Genomic DNA, 16,738 nt, shown 5'->3' on the forward strand with positions numbered 1-16,738 from the left:
GTGAATGGCCGGGGCTGGCAATGTTGCTGGTGGTGTTGGCACCTCGACATTGCCTGGCTGGATGGGGGCCTTACCACCCCAACCAGAGCCAGAACCCGGGCTGCCGCCGGAGTTCATCTTGATGGAGCCGCCACTGAGGGTAACGCCGCCGGCATCCAGCTTCACAAAGCTGCCGCCCACCTTGAGGGTCAGCTCAGCACCGGCCTCCATCATGATCTTCATGCCCGCCTTGTGGTGTACTTCACTGGCCGCCTCCACCAACAGGGACTGCCCCAGCTTCTGGTGCAGGCTGGCATCCACCGTCAGTGAGTAGTCGGCTTTTATCTGGTCGCGCTTCTCACCCTCCACCGTCAGATGGTCGTTGGCCTTGATGCGGGTCACCCGATCAAAGTCGATATCGGTGTGCTGGTCGTGCTTGATATGCCAGGCGGCATCATTTTCGATAAGCACGTTCAGGTCTTTCTGACCGTGGATGTAAATCTCTTCCTGCCCCGCCTGGTCTTCAAAGCGCAGCTCGTTGAAGCCCTCCCCCTGGTGGGTTTCGGTGCGCAGCACGGTGCGGGTCTTGTTGGCAGGTAGCTCATAAGGAGGCCGGTTGGTGGCGTGGTAGGTGCGACCGGTGACGATGGGTTGGTCTGGGTCCCCTTCCAGAAAGCTCACGATGACCTCGTGGCCGATGCGCGGGATGGCCATCATGCCGTACTGACCACCGGCCCAACCTTGCGAGACTCGCACCCAGCAAGAGCTCTGGTCGTTGGAGCTGCCATATCTATCCCACGGGAACTGCAGCTTCACCCGGCCATGCTCGTCGCAGTAAATCGCCTCCCCTTCCGGACCCACCACCATGGCGATTTGCGGGCCATCCACCATCGGCTTGTGAGGAGCCTCCGGGCTGCCGATGCGTGCCCGCCAGGTGGTGCTCGCTTTCACCACCCCGAATTCGTTGTGGTAGACGGTGGGGCCGCTGCCGCTCTCCTCTTCCAGCGCCTGTGGCTGCAAGCCGGTGTGTAGAATGCGCACGATTTGCCAGTCTGTGTTGAGGCTGCCGTTGGGATGTTCGGTCAGCGAGAAGCTTTGCCCTGGCAGCAAGGCCGCGCAGTTGGACTTAGCCTGGCCCGTCAACGCATCGTTGCGCAGGGCATCCAGCCGGTGCTGGGTAAACGCCTTGCCGCTCGGATCCTGCTTGTAGCGGCCCGGGTAGTCAAAATGCTGGTAGGTGTCGCGCTGGTGTTCGAGCTCTGCACCCTGCTTTTTGTGGGAGAGGCCATAAGCTGGAGTCTTGAAGCTGTAGTCCTTGAGCTCCACATCCGACGGGCGCACCGCCTCCCGATAGTGGAACTGGCGGACATAGGGGCCTTGCTCGAGCGAGCGGTTGCCGAGGTTGAAGAAGAGCTCGGGGCCTTGAGTCAATGCTGCCGCATCGTCGGCAAACACGATGCGGTGTTTGCCCGCTTCAAACTCGTGGAAATAGAACATCCCCTCTTCGGCGGCGAGCCGGTTCACGAAGTCGAGGTCGGTTTCCCGGTACTGAACGCAGTATTCCCGCTTGGCGTGCTCGTTTTTCAGGGCGAAGGCGTAGTCGGTGATGCCGTGCTCTTGCAACAGGATACTGAGGATTTCATCGGGCTTTTGTGCCTGGAAGATGCGGGAATTCTGGCGAAGTGACAGCCGCCACAGGGCCGGCTGTACCATGAGCTGATAGCGGGTGCGGCGAAAGCCGCTGTCGCCTTGGGCAAAGTCACTCACCACCCCGCACACCCGGCGCTGCAGCTCGCCGTTGTACCACACCAAGAGCTCGCACGGCTGGTCCAGCACGGTGCCAAAGTCGAGGTCGGGCTGGGCACTCGCCAACTCCAGGCGCAGGTTGAACGGCCGGTTTAGCCCTTCCTCCAGTGCAAACTCGGCCACCACGAAGGTGCTCTCGGGCAGGGCCCCTACCTTGACGGTAAATTGTAATCCTGTGCTGTCTGCCATGAAGCGCTCCTTAACCTGCCTGTCCGCTGCCTGAGCCAATCACCACGCCGCCGCAGCCGACGGCGGTACCGGTCACGGCGATGGGTTTGCCGTTCACCAGCACAGAGCCCACGCCGCCCGAGATGCTGCGCGGATGGGGTGGATTGTTGGGTTTGTCATGAGGGGCCAGCGGCTCGTCCTGCCGGGACACCCATTTGCCACCGAGAGAACGCTCAGAACTGACTGAAATCACGGGAGATGGGAAAAGCCCATCGTGATCGATGAGCACGTCACCGGACGATGCAATGGTGGAACACATGACGACTGGCCTCTGTTGTGCTTTGCCATAAGGTCGCCTCGCAGCCATATGGCAAAACACAAAAGCTCCGACCTCATCCAGCTGAACAGGTCGGAGAAAGCTTGCACGGGCCTGACGACGGCTGACACTGCCATCGTCAGGCCATGGGGTGCACTACAAGGAATAACGGCAATAAGAGATCGAGCGTTAGGCCTCGATCGGCGCGCGCCAGTCATCTGCACCGGAAGTACCGGCAACGGTGTGCTCCCAGTTGATCTTGCGATAGGCCAGAGAGACCTGGATCAGTTGGGTGAAGTCAGACTTCGCCGGATCCTGGCAGTGGGGCATCTGGCAGTCGATATCGACGATGGTGGCATCGGTCAGCACGGTAGAGAAGAAGTGTTCCTGCTTGCCCTCTACGGAGGTGCGGTACCACTTCAGGGTCACTTTCGGCAGCATTTCGCCGGAGGCCAGGGAGTTGTACATCAGCGGCACAGCTTTGTTCAGCGCAACAGTGAACTTGAACGGCTTGTGGACACGTTGACCAGCAGGCTGACCGGATTGCGGGTCAGTCGGCACGGTCACGACGTGCTGGAACTCTTGCACCAGCATCTCGTCTTCGTGGCCCTGCACGAAAATATTGCCGACGGAATCGGAAGTGAAGGCACCTGCGGTGATATTGCCCTGGGTTTTACCTTCGATGCTGATATAACATGGAGTTGGCATGGGTATGCTCCTGATTGGTTGAACGGTAATGACACTCGACCGAACCAGTTAGCAGCGACCATGCCACTCTTTTTTATAGTTATTTTTCAAAGACTTAATAAACAGACAAGCCGCCCTGCCGGATACATGGCGCAAAAAGTTGCAACCAGCAGACTATTGCACCATTAGTTCTTGCACTCGCAGTGGAACATTTTGCCACTTACGCAACAAATTGCTTGAAACAAACATAATCACTGCTTTTCATCCACATTGGCAACCAACGCCATCTCCACATTCAACCTGACCATCCCCTGCTTCAATGCCCATGAAATGGCCTGGCTCTTGCTGCTGGCCCCCAGCTTGCTGACCACATTGTTCAGATGAAACGTCACGGTACGGGGAGTGATCCCCAGGATCTGGGCAATATCGCTCACCTGCTTGCCCTCCGCCGCCCAGCGACACACCTCCAGCTCCCGCAAACTCAGCGCATCGTGCGGTGACAGACCCGCCAGACAGACCCGGGCCACCGCCTCGAAAATATGCATGGAGAGCCAGCTGATAAAGGGCACTGCAGAGAGCCATTGCTGTTGGGTACGAGGCGTACTGGTGATAAAAGAGAGCAGGCCGACATGACCGTTGGCACCGTGCCAGGGCAGGGTGATGCCGTCGCAAATGCCGTACTCGTTGGCCAGTTGCATCATCTCCCGGCCCTGCTCATCACAACGCGCCTCATCGTTCACCACATCGGCCCACAGAATGGGCGTGCTCTTGGTCATGGCACACTTGACGATGGGATCGATGGCAAAGAAGCCGCTGCTGGTATAGGTATCCACCCAGGCCTGCGGACAGCCGTTGAAAATAATGACATCCGGACGCTGGATGGTACTGGGAAAGATCAAGGCCAGGCGAAAATAGTCGAATCCCATGCGGCCGCTCAGCTCGCGCAGCAGGGTCACTATGGTGCGATCATCAGCGGCCGTCTCGAACTGGGCGATGAGGTCCAGCGCGTGCAGGGTATTCATCTCTGGGGTATGAGGATTGTGCACAAGGTAGGCTAGCCAAACATGGAAACATGCTGAATGTTAACAAGCGTCAACAGATGGCACACTCAGGCACATAGGAAAATCAGAACTCTCCCACACTTTATGCTATCGAATCGTAATTTTTGTAATGAAATGCTACAGAAAACCTCAGGCGTTCCGCCAGCGACCAGTCGTGACCCCTACGGATGCTAAGCATTGCAACATTTGCCATGGCTCTTCCCCTCACCGGTGGTCAACAACCCTCAGCTCCTTTCTGCATCACGCAACAGAAGGTGCCCAAGTTGTTGCTGATGAGCCAGCGAGACGAGATAGCCACCGACCTGCGCGAAGATCAGGGCCGAAGGAGATGATCAATACACTTGGTTGTCCGGTGATGGTCTGACAATGAACACTGAGCAAAACTGGCGGGAAAACAGCAAGCCTTAGCCAAGCGTCGGAATATACGTGGATAAAGATGGCTTGCCCGACCACAGTCAGAATGAACGCGAGCGTTTGAATAGCAAAAAGGCCACCCTTTCGGATGGCCTTTTTGGCTTAATAAATGGCGGAGGAGGTGGGATTTGAACCCACGGATGGTCGCCCATCGCCGGTTTTCAAGACCGGTGCATTCAGCCGCTCTGCCACCCCTCCGCGACAGTGCGGCGAATATTACCCATGGCGATCGCCCTTGTAAATCCCCTCGCCGCTCGTTTGCCGATTTATTGGGCTAAATGACGCACAAAGCCGCCAATTTGAGCATAACCAGCGCTTTTTCAACCAGATAACTTGACTTGAAAACAGACTCACCCACTATAGTCAGCATCACGAAATCCCCAGCAAGATGGACTTATGAAAATCAAACATGCCCTGCTTTGCGCCCTGACGGGTGCCACCCTGCTTGCGGCGCCGGTTCAGGCGAGCGAACTGACCAAGAGCGACGTGGAACAGATAGTGCGCGACTATCTGGTCAAGAACCCGGAAATCCTGGTCGAGATGTCCAACGCCCTGCGCGCCAAGCAGGAAAGCCAGCAAGCTGCCAACGACAAGACCTTGATCAAGGCACACGCCAAGCAGCTCTATAGCAACCAGGATCCGGAGAGCGGCAATCCCAAGGGCAGCCTGACCGTGGTCGAATTCTTCGACTACAACTGCGGCTACTGCAAACGCGCTCACCCGCTGATCAAGCAGCTGCTGGCAGAGGACAAGGACATTCGCTACATCTACAAGCAGTTCCCGATCCTGAGCGAAACCTCCTACTTCGCCGCCCGCGCCGCCCTGGCGGTACAGCTGGGTCAGCCCGACAAGTACCAGGCCTTCCACGAGAAGCTGTACGCCCATCAGGGCCCGCTGGCCGACGAGGCACAGGTGAAGCAGCTGGCGGAAGCAGCCGGCGTCAACTGGAGCAAGGTTGAAGCCAAGATCAAGGATGGCGGCATCGATCAGAATCTCGGCACCAACCGGGCGCTGGCCGAAGCCATGAGTATCTCAGGCACACCGGCCTTCATCATCGGCGATCAGATCCTGCGCGGCGCCCCCCGTGATCTGGCCAGCTTGAAAGGCTTCATCAAGGATGTGCGCGCCGGCAAGAGCATTCAGTAATCCCGCTCCGGCACATAAAAAACGCCCCGGCATGCCGGGGCGTTTTGCTATTCAAGCTGCAAACCATCACGCCTGATGGGCCGCCGCGAGAAGCGGTCAGCAAGGCGAAGAGCTGCGCAGGGACCCGAGTTTATATGAATAAATGAGGCTCCCGAGCAGCGCATGACATTTGATCACGGCTTCGCAGCAGGGCCATAACCGTTCGGGTTCTGGCTTTGCCAGCGCCAGGTATCCACCATCATCCGCTCCAGACCGCGCTCGGCCTGCCAGCCCAGCTCGGCACGGGCCTTGTGCGGCTCGGCCCAGCACTCGGCGATGTCGCCGGGGCGACGGGGCTTGATCTGATAGGGGATGGTGCGACCGCTGGCCGCTTCAAATGCCTTGATCATCTCCAGCACCGAGTAACCCTGACCGGTGCCCAGGTTGTAGGTAAAGACCCCGGTATCCGACGCGATGCGTGCCAGCGCTTTGAGGTGACCGATGGCGAGATCCACCACATGGATGTAATCGCGAACCCCGGTACCGTCCGGCGTCGGGTAGTCGTTGCCAAACACCCCCAGCTCCTTGAGCTTGCCCACACCGACCTGACTGATATAGGGCAGCAGGTTGTTGGGAATGCCGTTGGGATCTTCCCCGATGAGGCCGCTCTCGTGGGCACCGACCGGGTTGAAGTAGCGCAACAGCACGATGGCCCAGCGGGGATCGGATTTGGCGAGATCGCGCAGGATCTCTTCGACCATCAGCTTGGAACGGCCATAAGGGTTGGTGGCGCTGGTGGGAAAATCTTCCCGCAGCGGTACCGAGGCCGGATCGCCGTAAACGGTGGCCGAGGAGCTGAAGACCAGCCGGAACACGCCAGCGTTGGCCATCTCTTCGCACAGCACCAGAGTGCCGGTGATGTTGTTCTGGTAGTAGGTGAGCGGGATCTGGCTCGACTCGCCGACGGCCTTGAGCCCGGCGAAATGGATCACCGACTCGATCTGATGGGCAGCAAACAGCTGTTGCAGGCAGACCCGGTCCAGCACATCCCCTTCGACGAAGATGACCGGCTTGCCGGTGATCCGCTCGACCCGTTTGAGCGATTCGGGGGAGGAGTTGGAGAGGTTGTCCAGCACCACGACCTGCTGCCCGATGTTCAAGAGTTCAACCAGGGTGTGGGAGCCGATATAGCCGGCGCCCCCTGTGACCAGAATTGTCATTATTTATCCCGCGTTCGACTGAAACTGAAGCTGAGTCTACCCGCCCGGCCCCGCTGCGAAAAGAGCGGGATGCTCATGGCCCCCTCAATAGTCGACGCTGACATCCCCGTTGGCGGTGCAGGAACAAGCCAGTGCCACCCCGCTATCGAGATCCTGTGCGCTCAGGGTCATCACGCTCTGGCGCTCAATCTCACCTTCCGTGGTACAGCGACAGGCCCCGCACACCCCGGCGCGGCAGGCTGCCATCATGGTCTCCCCCGCCCCCTCCAGCGCCGCCAGCAGGGTCTGACCCGGCAGGATCTTCACCTTCTTGCCGCTCTTTTTGAGGGTCAGCCAGAAGTGGTCGCTGCCGGCCGCAACTGGCGCCGCACTCGATGTAGCAGCAGGCAGGCCGAATGACTCCTGGTGCAACTGCGCTGCCGGCAGTCCCAGCTCCGCCAGCATGGTGCAGACTGCGGTCATGTAAGGGGCAGGCCCGCACAGATAGACGTGGCGTGCGAGTAGGTCTGGCGCCAATTCCTTCAGCATGTCCGGCGTGAGCCGGCCAACCCAGGGATAAGCCGTCGGTGCCTCTTCCCCTACTTGCTCCAGCACTAACGCGTGGCGCACGCCGGAATGAGCAGCAGCCAGCGCAGCCAGGTCGTCTGCGAAGATCACATCCTCCGGCGAGCGGGCGCTGTGAATGAAGCGAATGTCGGCATCCGGCCGTTTGGCCAGCTCGTCGCGCAGCATGGCCCACATGGGGGTGATGCCGGAGCCGGCACTCAAGAGCAGCGGCCGCTCGCAGGGCAAGGCAGTCAGGTTGAAGTCGCCGAAGGGGCCATCCACCCGGATCTCGTCCCCCACTTGCAGGGTCTGGTGCAGATGGTGGGAGACCAGTCCGACATCCTTGATGGTGACCTGCCAGCAGCCATCCTGCGGGCTGGAAGAGAGGGTATAGGCACGGCAGTGGGGCTGGCCGTCAATCTCGGTGTGCAGCGTCACGCACTGGCCCGCCAGCACGGCAGGCAGGCTGCCCGTCTGCGGCACGAACTGCCAGCTCGCTACATCGTGGGTATCCGCCCGGCGGCCGATGCACCTGAGGGTGAGAGAGGTGGAGGTCATCGCAAGGCTCCTCTTGTTGAGAAATGTTGGACAGGTGTCGTTAAAAAAGGCGAGCCATCAGGCTCGCCAAAGGCTTACAACATGCTGAGCGTGTAAGGCGGATGTGGCGCCGCTCAGGCCGCCAGGATCTCGGCGAGATCGGCTTCGGCCGTGGTGGTTCCTTTCAGGCCAAATTGCTCTTCCAGTACCTTGAGCAGAGCCGGGGTGAGGAAGGCCGGGGCGGTCGGGCCGGTACGGATGTCTTTCACGCCCAGCGCCAGCAGGGTGAGCAGGATCACGATGGCCTTCTGCTCGAACCAGGAGAGCACCAGGGTCAGCGGCAGATCGTTGACGCCGCACTCGAACGCCTCGGAGAGCGCCAGCGCCAGCTGGATGGCGGAGTAGGCATCGTTGCACTGACCCACGTCCAGCAGACGGGGAATACCGCCGATGTCGCCGAAGTCGAGCTTGTTGAACTTGTACTTGCCGCAACCCAGGGTCAGCAGCAGGCTGTCCTGCGGGATCGCCTTGGCAAACTCGGTGTAGTAGGCGCGCTCGGCACGGTCACCGTCACAACCACCGACCAAGAAGAAGTGGCTGATTTCGCCGGCCTTGACCTTGTCGATCACCGCCGGGGCGGCCTGCATCAGGGCGTTGCGGGCAAAGCCGATGGTGATGAAGTGTTCCAGCTCAACGTGCTTGAAGCCTTCCAGCGCTTGCGCCTTGGCGATCACGGCGGAGAAATCTTCCCCTTCCAGGTGGGTCACACCCGGCCAGCCGACGATGGAGCGGGTGAAGATGCGATCCGAGTAGTTGCCCACGTTCGGGTCGATGATGCAGTTGGAAGTCATCACCACGGCGCCCGGGAAGTTGGCAAACTCCTTCTGCTGGTTCTGCCAGGCGGAGCCATAGTTGCCCACCAGGTGCGGGTACTGCTTGAAGAAGGGGTAGGCCAGCGCCGGCAGCATCTCGCCATGGGTGTAGACGTTGATGCCGGTGCCCTTGGTCTGCTCCAGGATGAGCTTGAGATCCACCATGTCGTGACCGGAGACCAGAATGCACTTGCCCGGAACCGGAGTGACGCGAACCTGGGTCGGCTCCGGATGGCCGAAGGCGGTAGTTTCACCGAGATCCAGCATCTCCATGATCTTGAAGTTGAGCAGGCCAATGTCCATGGCGCACTTGAACAGCGGATCCAGATCGCTCGGATCCGTGCCGAGCCAGCTCATGATGCGATGGAATTCGGCGGCGACCCCGGCATCCTGCTGATCCAGCACCCGGGCGTGCTCCATGTAGGCGGCGGCGCCCTTGAGGCCGTAGAGGCAGAGCAGGCGCAGCCCCATGATGTCTTCGTTGACCTCGTTCTTGCCGCGGTTGACCGCGGTCTGCGGCGCCTGGGCAAGCTGGGCCAGCAGATCGGCCCCCGGCTCGAAACGGGCGGCAGCGGGCAGTGGATCGGCCTGCACCGCCAGCGGAGCCAGCTTGGCAGCCAGTTGCTGACGATAGCTCAGCGCCTGGTTGACATAGGCCACGATGCGGGCGGAGTCGAAGTTGACGTTGGTGAGGGTGGCGAAGAAGGCCTTGGGCACGAAGGCGTCGATCTCGCTGTCGACGATGCCGTGCTCGCGGGCGGCCAGCGCCCAGGCGCTGAGCCCCTGCAGGGTATAGATCAGCACATCCTGCAGATCAGAAGTTTCAGCCGTCTTGCCGCACATACCTTGTGCATAGGCGCAGCCGTTGCCTGCCGGGGTACGAATTGTCTGTTCACATTGCACACAAAACATCATGCCTCTCCTAATTGGACATTTCAGTTGTTTGTTTTGTGGCGATTCTATTCCTACGGCTCAAAACTTAATAGGCATTCAATTTGCCAATTCAATTTTCATTGATGCAGATCAAAAACAAAAAAGCCGCCCAAACAGGGCGGCAAGCGGGTGGATAAAAGGAGAGACAACTCAGGTTTGCAACAGAACACGATAATGGAACGGGTTGGACTGGCGTCTGGTCTGGCAGATCCAGCCCTTCACTTCATCAAGCCGGCATACTTCGCAGCGTCCGGCATGATTGGCTATCAGGCTAAATAAGCTCGCAGCATCCAGACCAGTTTCTCCTGCTGCTGCACATAGTCGGAGAGAATGGACGCAGTCCCTTCATCACCGGCATCGGCGGCCTGCCCCAGGATGCGGCGCTGGGCCACCAGCAGTTCGCGGAAACTCTCCAGCAGGGATTCGACGCAGGCACGACCGTCGTGCAGCCCCTTCTGCTCGGGAATGGCGGAAACTTTCAGGTAGTCGCTGAAGCTGTGCAGCGGCACGCCATCCAGCGTCAGAATGCGCTCTGCCAGCGCATCGACCTTCAGCAGCAGGTCGTTGTAAATCTCTTCGAACTTCAGGTGCAGCTCGAAAAACTGGTTGCCGCGGATGTTCCAGTGGAAGCCGCGAACGTTCATGTAAAGGATCTGGTAGCTGGCCAGCAACTTGTTCAGCTCGGCGGCCAGCGCTTGTGATTGAACGGTATCAAGACCAATCGGACTCTTCATGTTTCACCTCCAGATTTGACGACTTGGTCATCTTAGAACTCATCAGACTCAAAAGGTAATAGTTAAGATCTAACTGATTGATAGAGTGCGGCTATCATCCCTGCTGTCGGCCGTGCGAGGCGGCTCATTCAGGCTGCCGCTCGATGTAGAGAAGCACCTCCCCCAGCTGGATGCCGAACTTGCTGATGGCAGCCCGGTTGAGCAGGCGATTTTCATCCAGCAGATACATCCAGTCATCGAAACTCACCCGCACCACGCTGCCGTCAGGCAGCGCCAGATCGAGCTGATAGCGCCAGTTGAGGGCAAAGCCTGCCGTCTTGCCTACCGCCTCCCCCACCACGTCAGCCGCCGTGCCGCGCCAGTGACCATTAGCCCCCTTGCTCAAAAACCAGGTGCGGGTCTGCTGGCGCCCATCGTCAAAATATAACTGCTCGAACAGCTCCCCTTTGTCACCCTGCCAGTGCCCGCGCATCTCCACCCGAAAACGGCTGGTCACCTCACCGCTGCGATCGGTCACCAGACCGTGCGCCGTCAGCTTGCCATTGAAGAAGCGAGCGAGATCCCACTCAGGGCCCTGACCACGATAATCCTCCAGACTGCTGCCGCAACCAGCCAGCAGCAACAGTGGCAACAACAGCAGGTAGCGCCAGGCGTGGATGTATTTCATGAATCCCTTTTGCATCAGCGCTCTCCCCGCAGACGGCGGGTAAGCGCTGGATCGCGGCTCCCTTGTGCCAGCCAGATGGCAAGAAAGGCCGCCGAAAATTGCTGATCGGCGAGGGTGCCGAGCGGCTTGTCCCGCCACCAGAAATGGCCCGTGCCACCCCTGTCGACATAGAAGGTAAGCCGGTCACCCGCCTGGACATCGGGCCAGAGCGCGGCGAGCTGGCCAAGCCAGCCCTGGCGCTGCTGCTCGCTGCCCAGCCCCAGTCGCTGCCACTCGGCGGCGGTGGCACTCAACAGATCGTCCCGTTCGATGGCTCTGGCGTAGGTGAGGCTGAGAGCCTGAGGATAGTGACCCGGCCGATAGCGGCCGTTCTCGCTGTAGAGGGTGGCGTCATAGAGCTTGAACCAGAGCCAGCTCATCTCGCCGCGCCCGACCGGTTGCAACTGCTGCCAGGGAGTAACCAGAGCTTGCCCAGTCTGGGCGAAAGGGGTCAGTGGTAGGCTCAAGCCTGCCAGCAGCAGGCTAACTCCACCCCATGTGCCAATGGGCGGGATCTTCGAGTTCATGCCAGTCCATCTCCTGTTCCAGCAGCGTGTTGATGTCCTGCATCACCACCTGCTGCAGCTGCCCCTGCGCGTCGCGCTGACAGGCCACCACCAGATAGAAACGCTCGGTCAGCTCGTGCCGGCTCTCTTTGGTCCATTTGGAAAACAACAAGGTGTCGGTCGAAAAGGTGTTCATCTCACTTCACCCTCCAGCTTGACCGTTACCCACAGGAGTACGGGTAACCACCACATCCAGATCACCGCCAGCAGTGCCGCACTGATCCCGATGCCCCAAGGTAAGTGTACTGCCCCCATGGCGGCTCCCGCCACATAGGAGGAGGTCCCCCCAACCATGCCGAACAGCCCCTGCTGCCAGCGCGGCAAGGGCCGCAGCCAGCGCAGACCGTGGGAAAGGGTCAGGGCAAAACCGCACCAGAGCAGCACCAGCCAGAGCGGAAAACCGGTGTTGAAATAAAACAGCCCGAGTTGCCAGAGCAAGGCATCAAGCAGGCTGCCGGCAAGAGCGACCGGGATGAGCCGCCAGTCGTGCCAGCGGCGGGGGGAGCAGAGAAAATGAATCAGCAGCAGTGCCAGCAGCGGGCCCGGCTGCTGCCACTTCACCGCCAGCAACCAGTAGAGGTTAAGCCCCAGCAGATGGGCCCACTGCCACATGATCAGTGCCCGCCGACGGGCAGATCCCCACTCCAGCCGAGTGGGCCCGGTTTGGCCGCTTCCAGCTGCACCAGGCTGATGGTGCGCTCCCAGAACCCCCCTTCACAGTAGGCGAAGTAGAAGTGCCATAACCGAATGAAATCCTGGCTGTAGCCGAGGGCTGGCAGCTCGGGCGCCAGCGCCAGGAAGCGCTTGCACCAATCAGCCAGCGTGCGGGCGTAGTGGTGGCCGTGATCGTGCAGCCGCACCAGCTGCATGTCGGTCTCGCGCGCCAGCAGCCCCGCCATCTGGGAGACGCTCGGCAAGCAGCCACCGGGGAAGATGTAGCGCTGGATGAAATCCACCCCGCGCAGATACTGGGCATGGCGCTGATCGGCGATGGTAATGGCCTGAATGAGCAGGCGGCCACCAGGCTTGAGCAGCCGCGACAACTGGCGGAAATAATCGGGCAGGAAGGCGTGACCCACCGCTTCGATCATCTCGATGGAGACCAGCTTGTCGTAAGTGCCCTCCAGCTTGCGGTAGTCCTCCAGCAGCAAGGTGATGCGATCCCCCAGCCCCTCCCGCGCAATCCATTCCTTGGCGTAATCGTGCTGGGCCCGGGAGATGGTGGTAGTGGTCACCCGGCAGCCGTAGTGACGGGCCGCATAGACGGCGAGGCCACCCCAGCCTGTGCCTATCTCCAGCAGATGATCGTCCGGTTTCAGCGCCAGCCGCTCGCAGATGGTACGCAGCTTGGCCTGCTGCCCCTCTTCCAGGCTGGCCTCGGCGCTCGGATAGATGGCGCTCGAGTACTGCATATGGCTGTCGAGAAAACCCTGATAGAGGGTGTTGCCGAGATCGTAGTGGGCGGCGATGTTGGAGCGCGAACCGGTCAGGGTATTGCGGTTAAGCCAGTGGCGCACCTTGTTGAACGGGAAGCTGAGCCAGCCGAGGCGCCGCTCCAGACTGTCGAGCAGCGCCAGATTGCGGGCCAGCAAGCGCACCAGCGCCACCGGATCCGGGCTGGTCCAGAGCCCCTCCACCCAGGTTTCCCCGGCGGCAATGCTGCCCCCCAGCAGCAGGCGGCGATAGAAGGCCGGATCCTGCACCACCAGCTCGGCGTGCAGGTCGGTGCCCGCCACGCCAAAGCTGTGACGCTCAGCGCCATCCCGCAGCAGCAACTGGCCGTGTTCGAGGCGCCCCAGCAGATTGAGCAGCAGTTGCCTGGCCCCCTTGTCGATGAAAGAGGCAGAGAGGGTTGATTGCACAAGTTCCATTAGCGGCTCTCCGGATGGCTAAAAATGGGTGTTCGTTTGATAAAAAGACGCAGGGCCTGCCAGTAGATCCCGAGCAGCACCTTCATGGTCATCCAGGGCCAGCGGGCCAGCAGTGCCACCAGCCCCTTGCGCGACAGCGGCGCCCGGCGCAGCGCCAGGGTGGCGTCAAACAGCTTGGCCTCCCCGGATACGGGATGACTCTCGATGTGGATCAGTGTCTCCTGCGCGGGCGGACGAATGCGCCAGTGGTAGCGCATCGCCAGCCCCATGAAAGGAGAGACGTGAAAATCCTTGTCGTGGGGGGCCAGCGCCGCAAGATCCAGCAGGTAGTAGTGACGCTCGTTCCAGGGGGTGTTCGACACCTCCGCCAGCAGATAGCGCGCCTCGCCCTGCCGGTAGCAGAAGTAGAAGTTGACCGGGCTGAAATAGAACCCCAGACAGCGCACGTTGCCGAGCAGCAGCACCCGCCCCTCGGGCTCGGCATCGCCACCCAGTTCACTCACCTTCTGCCACACCGCCTGCTTGAGCGGCCCCTCGCTGCCACGCAGGTAGTCGTCGCGACGAAACGAGAGCAGCCCTGCCCGCTCCACCCCGAACCAGCCCCCCTTCTCGAGCGTGGCCAACTCGTCGAGATCCAGCCCAAGCATGAAGAGGTTGTAGGAGAAAGCGTGGGCGCGCGGTGCAAAGCGGCGGTGGCGCACCGACCCCTGCCAGATGGCGCTGAGGGTACCGGTCATGGCCTCGGCACTCGCCTCTTGCCCTACTAGGACTGCACCTTTCATAGCTCGGCCCCGAACCGTCTGGCCACGTCCAGGGCGCTGCGCACCCCGTCTTCATGAAAACCGTTGTACCAGTAGGCGCCGCAGAAGTGGGTGTGCTGCTGGCCGCAGATCTCGGCGCGCCGCTGCTGGGCGGCGATAGAGGCCTGATTGAACACCGGATGGTGATAGACGAAGCGGCGCAGCACCTTGCTCTCGTCTACTTTGCCCAGGGGATTGAGGCTGACGCAGAAGGGCTGCGGCGAGCTAACCCCCTGCAGTATGTTCATGTTGTAGCTCACCAGCGGCCGCGCCCCGTCATCCTCGCCCAGCTGATAGTTCCAGCTCGCCCACGCCTTGCGGCGCACCGGCAGGCAGCGCACATCGGTGTGCAACCAGACGTTGTTGGCCTGATAGGGCATGGCGCCGAGAATGGCCTGCTCCCGCTCGCCCGGATCCGCCAGCAATGCCAGCGCCTGATCGCTGTGACAGGAGAGGATCACCTCGTCAAACCGCTCCTCGCCGTAGCTGCTCTGGATCAGTACCCCGCCCGCCTGGCGCCGGATCCCCTGCACCGGGCAGGCCAGACGAATGTGAGCCTGCCAGCCGGCCGTCAGCGGCCCGATATATTCCCGTGAGCCGCCAGGGATCACATACCACTGGGGCCGGTTGGCCACCTCGAGCAGGCCGTGGTTGGCAAAAAAGCGCAGGAAGAAGCCCAGCGGAAAGGCGCGCATATCGGCCAGCGTTGACGACCAGATGGCGGCCCCCATCGGCAAGATGTAGTGGCGGGCAAAGTAGTCGCTAAACTCCCCCACCTGCAGAAAATCCCCCAGGGTCAGCTCGGGGCCCTCTGCCTGATGCTGCCCATCCGCCAGCCAGGCCCGCGCCTCCCGGTTGAAGCGCAGGATCTCGGCGACGAAGCCGTAGAAACGGGGACTCAGCAGGTTGCTGCGCTGGGCAAACAGGGTATCCAGGTTGTGGCCGTTGTACTCCAGCCCCTGCGGGCTTTTCACCGAGAAGCTCATCTCGGCCGGCTGCCGCGCCACCCCGATCCGTTCCAGCAGCCTCAGGAAGTTGGGGTAGGTGCGGTCGTTGAAGACGATGAAGCCGGTGTCGATGGCATAGCTGCGCCCCGCCTGGTGGACGTCGACGGTGGCGGTGTGGCCGCCCAGGGTCGGCGCCGCCTCGAACAGGGTGATGTCGTGCAGCTTGTGGAGCAGAAAACCGGCGGTCAGACCTGAAATACCGGAGCCGACGATGGCGATCCTTTTCTTCATGAAGGGCGTCCTTTCGAAACGAGTGTGCGGCCAAGACGCAGCCAGAGCCCCACCGGCAGCGCACCAAGCAGGCGCAGCAGCCAGATGAAACGGCGGGGAAAGTGGATCTGGTGACGACCGGCAATGAGCCCCGCCATGATGGCGCGGGAGGCCTCTTCCACCGTCACCAGACAGGGCATGGGAAAATCATTTTTGGCGGTGAGCGGGGTCTGGACAAAGCCGGGCCGGATCAGGGTCACGCCGATCCCTTTGCCGGCCAAATCGAGGCGCAGGGTATCCGCCAGATAATCGAGGGCCGCCTTGGAGGCGCCATAGGCTTCGGCCCTGGGCAGCGGCAACCAGCTCACCGACGAGCTGACGATGGCAAGGCGTCCGCCCGCCCCGAGCAGCGGCAAAAAGGCGGCCAGGGCATGACCGGTGGCGATGAGGTTGGTCTCGATGACCCTAGCAAATAGGGCGCCGTCAAACCCCTCGGTGACATCCATATACTCGCAGTTGCCGGCATTGAGGATCACCAGATCGACCCGCGGCAAGCTGGCGGCCGCCTCGCTCACGGCGCTGGCATCGCGCCCGTCAAATTGCAGCGGCGTGATGCCGTGGCGCCCCAGTGCCAGCAGCTGCTCGCCATCGCGACCACAACCCCACACCTGCCAGCCAGCGCGCCGATAATCGAGCGCCAGCTGAAAGCCGATGCCGGAGGTGGCACCGGTAATCAGCACCCGGCCGCCGCTCATGCGCCCAGCCTCCCCTTGATGGTGCGCACCAGGGGGCCTATCAGCGGCAACTGCTCGTAGAGCATGGCGCCCAGATCGAAGTAGTCGCGATGCAGGCACACCTTGCCCGCCGCGTCGAACTCGAGGCGGGTGGCCCCCTCCACCGTCACCGGCGCACCACCACGCAGCCTTGGATGAGAGAAGGTCATGGTCCAGCCAAGCCAGGCCTGACGCCCCTGCAGCAGCTGGCTGGTGATGACGAAACGGCAGTAGGCCAGGCGCTGATAGAGGACGGCAAAATAGTCGGTGAGCGCCGCCAGCCCCTCGATGCGGTGAGCAGGATCGGTAAAGACCACCTCGTTTGCGTAGACCTCGGGCAAACGGTACAGCTCGTCTCTGCTTAGCTGCTGATAGAGGGCCACAAAGCGGGCCAGCGACTCATCCAT

The 16,738-nt window shown here is 61.1% G+C and carries 17 protein-coding genes, 1 tRNA gene and 1 pseudogene; 1 reads left to right on the forward strand and 18 read right to left on the reverse strand.

The genetic code is table 11. The features are described 5' to 3' along the window. Window positions 1-63: 63 nt before the first annotated feature. The 5 genes and pseudogenes from OKB87_RS11355 to OKB87_RS11375 form a co-directional block, all read right to left on the reverse strand. Window positions 64-1,974, reverse strand: a pseudogene (locus tag OKB87_RS11355) (type VI secretion system Vgr family protein); the annotation flags it as partial. A 10-nt stretch (window positions 1,975-1,984) separates the two neighbouring features. Beyond that, complete coding sequence (locus OKB87_RS11360; RefSeq protein WP_270827467.1) at window positions 1,985-2,272, reverse strand: PAAR domain-containing protein; 288 nt, start codon at window positions 2,270-2,272, stop codon at window positions 1,985-1,987. Window positions 2,273-2,458: 186 nt separating this feature from the next. Further along, window positions 2,459-2,977, reverse strand: a complete 519-nt coding sequence (gene hcp1 / locus OKB87_RS11365; RefSeq protein WP_011705044.1) for a type VI secretion system effector Hcp1 — start codon at window positions 2,975-2,977, stop codon at window positions 2,459-2,461. A 230-nt stretch (window positions 2,978-3,207) separates the two neighbouring features. Next, entirely contained in the window at window positions 3,208-3,978 is a 771-nt protein-coding gene (locus OKB87_RS11370) for a LuxR family transcriptional regulator (protein WP_270827468.1), read from the reverse strand. 563 nt (window positions 3,979-4,541) lie between these two features. Further along, window positions 4,542-4,629: transfer RNA gene (locus OKB87_RS11375), tRNA-Ser, on the reverse strand. 198 nt (window positions 4,630-4,827) lie between these two features. On the opposite strand from OKB87_RS11375, the gene OKB87_RS11380 reads away from it, so the two are divergent. After that, window positions 4,828-5,577 carry a DsbA family protein gene (locus OKB87_RS11380; protein ID WP_270827469.1) on the forward strand — a complete coding sequence of 250 codons (750 nt, stop codon included), beginning with the start codon at window positions 4,828-4,830 and terminating at the stop codon, window positions 5,575-5,577. A 173-nt stretch (window positions 5,578-5,750) separates the two neighbouring features. On the opposite strand, the gene galE is transcribed toward OKB87_RS11380, so the two are convergent. The 13 genes from galE to OKB87_RS11445 form a co-directional block, all read right to left on the reverse strand. Further along, complete coding sequence (gene galE, locus OKB87_RS11385; protein WP_270827470.1) at window positions 5,751-6,776, reverse strand: UDP-glucose 4-epimerase GalE; 1,026 nt, start codon at window positions 6,774-6,776, stop codon at window positions 5,751-5,753. An 84-nt stretch (window positions 6,777-6,860) separates the two neighbouring features. Further along, window positions 6,861-7,880 carry a hybrid-cluster NAD(P)-dependent oxidoreductase gene (locus tag OKB87_RS11390; RefSeq protein WP_270827471.1) on the reverse strand — a complete coding sequence of 340 codons (1,020 nt, stop codon included), beginning with the start codon at window positions 7,878-7,880 and terminating at the stop codon, window positions 6,861-6,863. A 113-nt stretch (window positions 7,881-7,993) separates the two neighbouring features. After that, window positions 7,994-9,643 carry a hydroxylamine reductase gene (gene hcp, locus OKB87_RS11395; protein ID WP_270827520.1) on the reverse strand — a complete coding sequence of 550 codons (1,650 nt, stop codon included), beginning with the start codon at window positions 9,641-9,643 and terminating at the stop codon, window positions 7,994-7,996. A 287-nt stretch (window positions 9,644-9,930) separates the two neighbouring features. After that, window positions 9,931-10,398, reverse strand: coding sequence for a Dps family protein (locus OKB87_RS11400; RefSeq protein WP_011705037.1), 468 nt, complete (start codon window positions 10,396-10,398; stop codon window positions 9,931-9,933). A 124-nt stretch (window positions 10,399-10,522) separates the two neighbouring features. Continuing rightward, a complete protein-coding gene (locus tag OKB87_RS11405) occupies window positions 10,523-11,080 on the reverse strand; it encodes a DUF3833 domain-containing protein (RefSeq protein ID WP_270827473.1) in 558 nt (185 codons plus the stop codon). After that, window positions 11,080-11,631 carry a chalcone isomerase family protein gene (locus tag OKB87_RS11410; protein WP_270827475.1) on the reverse strand — a complete coding sequence of 184 codons (552 nt, stop codon included), beginning with the start codon at window positions 11,629-11,631 and terminating at the stop codon, window positions 11,080-11,082. The genes OKB87_RS11405 and OKB87_RS11410 overlap by 1 nt, the downstream gene beginning before the upstream one ends. Further along, complete coding sequence (locus OKB87_RS11415) at window positions 11,588-11,806, reverse strand: TIGR02450 family Trp-rich protein (RefSeq protein WP_270827476.1); 219 nt, start codon at window positions 11,804-11,806, stop codon at window positions 11,588-11,590. The genes OKB87_RS11410 and OKB87_RS11415 overlap by 44 nt, the downstream gene beginning before the upstream one ends. Further along, entirely contained in the window at window positions 11,803-12,282 is a 480-nt protein-coding gene (locus OKB87_RS11420) for a DUF2878 domain-containing protein (RefSeq protein ID WP_270827477.1), read from the reverse strand. The genes OKB87_RS11415 and OKB87_RS11420 overlap by 4 nt, the downstream gene beginning before the upstream one ends. A gap of 2 nt (window positions 12,283-12,284) precedes the next feature. Further along, window positions 12,285-13,541, reverse strand: a complete 1,257-nt coding sequence (locus tag OKB87_RS11425; RefSeq protein ID WP_270827479.1) for an SAM-dependent methyltransferase — start codon at window positions 13,539-13,541, stop codon at window positions 12,285-12,287. Continuing rightward, entirely contained in the window at window positions 13,541-14,323 is a 783-nt protein-coding gene (locus tag OKB87_RS11430; RefSeq protein WP_270827480.1) for a DUF1365 domain-containing protein, read from the reverse strand. The genes OKB87_RS11425 and OKB87_RS11430 overlap by 1 nt, the downstream gene beginning before the upstream one ends. Beyond that, complete coding sequence (locus OKB87_RS11435; RefSeq protein ID WP_270827481.1) at window positions 14,320-15,579, reverse strand: NAD(P)/FAD-dependent oxidoreductase; 1,260 nt, start codon at window positions 15,577-15,579, stop codon at window positions 14,320-14,322. The genes OKB87_RS11430 and OKB87_RS11435 overlap by 4 nt, the downstream gene beginning before the upstream one ends. Next, entirely contained in the window at window positions 15,576-16,313 is a 738-nt protein-coding gene (locus OKB87_RS11440; protein WP_270827482.1) for an SDR family NAD(P)-dependent oxidoreductase, read from the reverse strand. Before OKB87_RS11440 ends, OKB87_RS11435 begins: the two co-directional genes overlap by 4 nt. Next, entirely contained in the window at window positions 16,310-16,738 is a 429-nt protein-coding gene (locus OKB87_RS11445) for a nuclear transport factor 2 family protein (RefSeq protein WP_270827483.1), read from the reverse strand. The genes OKB87_RS11440 and OKB87_RS11445 overlap by 4 nt, the downstream gene beginning before the upstream one ends.

It is taken from the genome of Aeromonas sp. Y318-1 (genome assembly GCF_027706125.1).
Classification (GTDB): domain Bacteria; phylum Pseudomonadota; class Gammaproteobacteria; order Enterobacterales; family Aeromonadaceae; genus Aeromonas; species Aeromonas hydrophila.

Bases quoted from the DNA above. Each gene is read 5' to 3' on its own strand.
- OKB87_RS11360 (WP_270827467.1), bottom strand. From the start codon at position 2,272: ATGTGTTCCACCATTGCATCGTCCGGTGACGTGCTCATCGATCACGAT.
- hcp1 (WP_011705044.1), bottom strand. From the start codon at position 2,977: ATGCCAACTCCATGTTATATCAGCATCGAAGGTAAAACCCAGGGCAAT.
- OKB87_RS11370 (WP_270827468.1), bottom strand. From the start codon at position 3,978: ATGAATACCCTGCACGCGCTGGACCTCATCGCCCAGTTCGAGACGGCC.
- OKB87_RS11380 (WP_270827469.1), top strand. From the start codon at position 4,828: ATGAAAATCAAACATGCCCTGCTTTGCGCCCTGACGGGTGCCACCCTG.
- galE (WP_270827470.1), bottom strand. From the start codon at position 6,776: ATGACAATTCTGGTCACAGGGGGCGCCGGCTATATCGGCTCCCACACC.
- OKB87_RS11390 (WP_270827471.1), bottom strand. From the start codon at position 7,880: ATGACCTCCACCTCTCTCACCCTCAGGTGCATCGGCCGCCGGGCGGAT.
- hcp (WP_270827520.1), bottom strand. From the start codon at position 9,643: ATGTTTTGTGTGCAATGTGAACAGACAATTCGTACCCCGGCAGGCAAC.
- OKB87_RS11400 (WP_011705037.1), bottom strand. From the start codon at position 10,398: ATGAAGAGTCCGATTGGTCTTGATACCGTTCAATCACAAGCGCTGGCC.
- OKB87_RS11405 (WP_270827473.1), bottom strand. From the start codon at position 11,080: ATGCAAAAGGGATTCATGAAATACATCCACGCCTGGCGCTACCTGCTG.
- OKB87_RS11410 (WP_270827475.1), bottom strand. From the start codon at position 11,631: ATGAACTCGAAGATCCCGCCCATTGGCACATGGGGTGGAGTTAGCCTG.
- OKB87_RS11415 (WP_270827476.1), bottom strand. From the start codon at position 11,806: ATGAACACCTTTTCGACCGACACCTTGTTGTTTTCCAAATGGACCAAA.
- OKB87_RS11420 (WP_270827477.1), bottom strand. From the start codon at position 12,282: ATGTGGCAGTGGGCCCATCTGCTGGGGCTTAACCTCTACTGGTTGCTG.
- OKB87_RS11425 (WP_270827479.1), bottom strand. From the start codon at position 13,541: ATGGAACTTGTGCAATCAACCCTCTCTGCCTCTTTCATCGACAAGGGG.
- OKB87_RS11430 (WP_270827480.1), bottom strand. From the start codon at position 14,323: ATGAAAGGTGCAGTCCTAGTAGGGCAAGAGGCGAGTGCCGAGGCCATG.
- OKB87_RS11435 (WP_270827481.1), bottom strand. From the start codon at position 15,579: ATGAAGAAAAGGATCGCCATCGTCGGCTCCGGTATTTCAGGTCTGACC.
- OKB87_RS11440 (WP_270827482.1), bottom strand. From the start codon at position 16,313: ATGAGCGGCGGCCGGGTGCTGATTACCGGTGCCACCTCCGGCATCGGC.
- OKB87_RS11445 (WP_270827483.1), bottom strand. From the start codon at position 16,738: ATGGATGAGTCGCTGGCCCGCTTTGTGGCCCTCTATCAGCAGCTAAGC.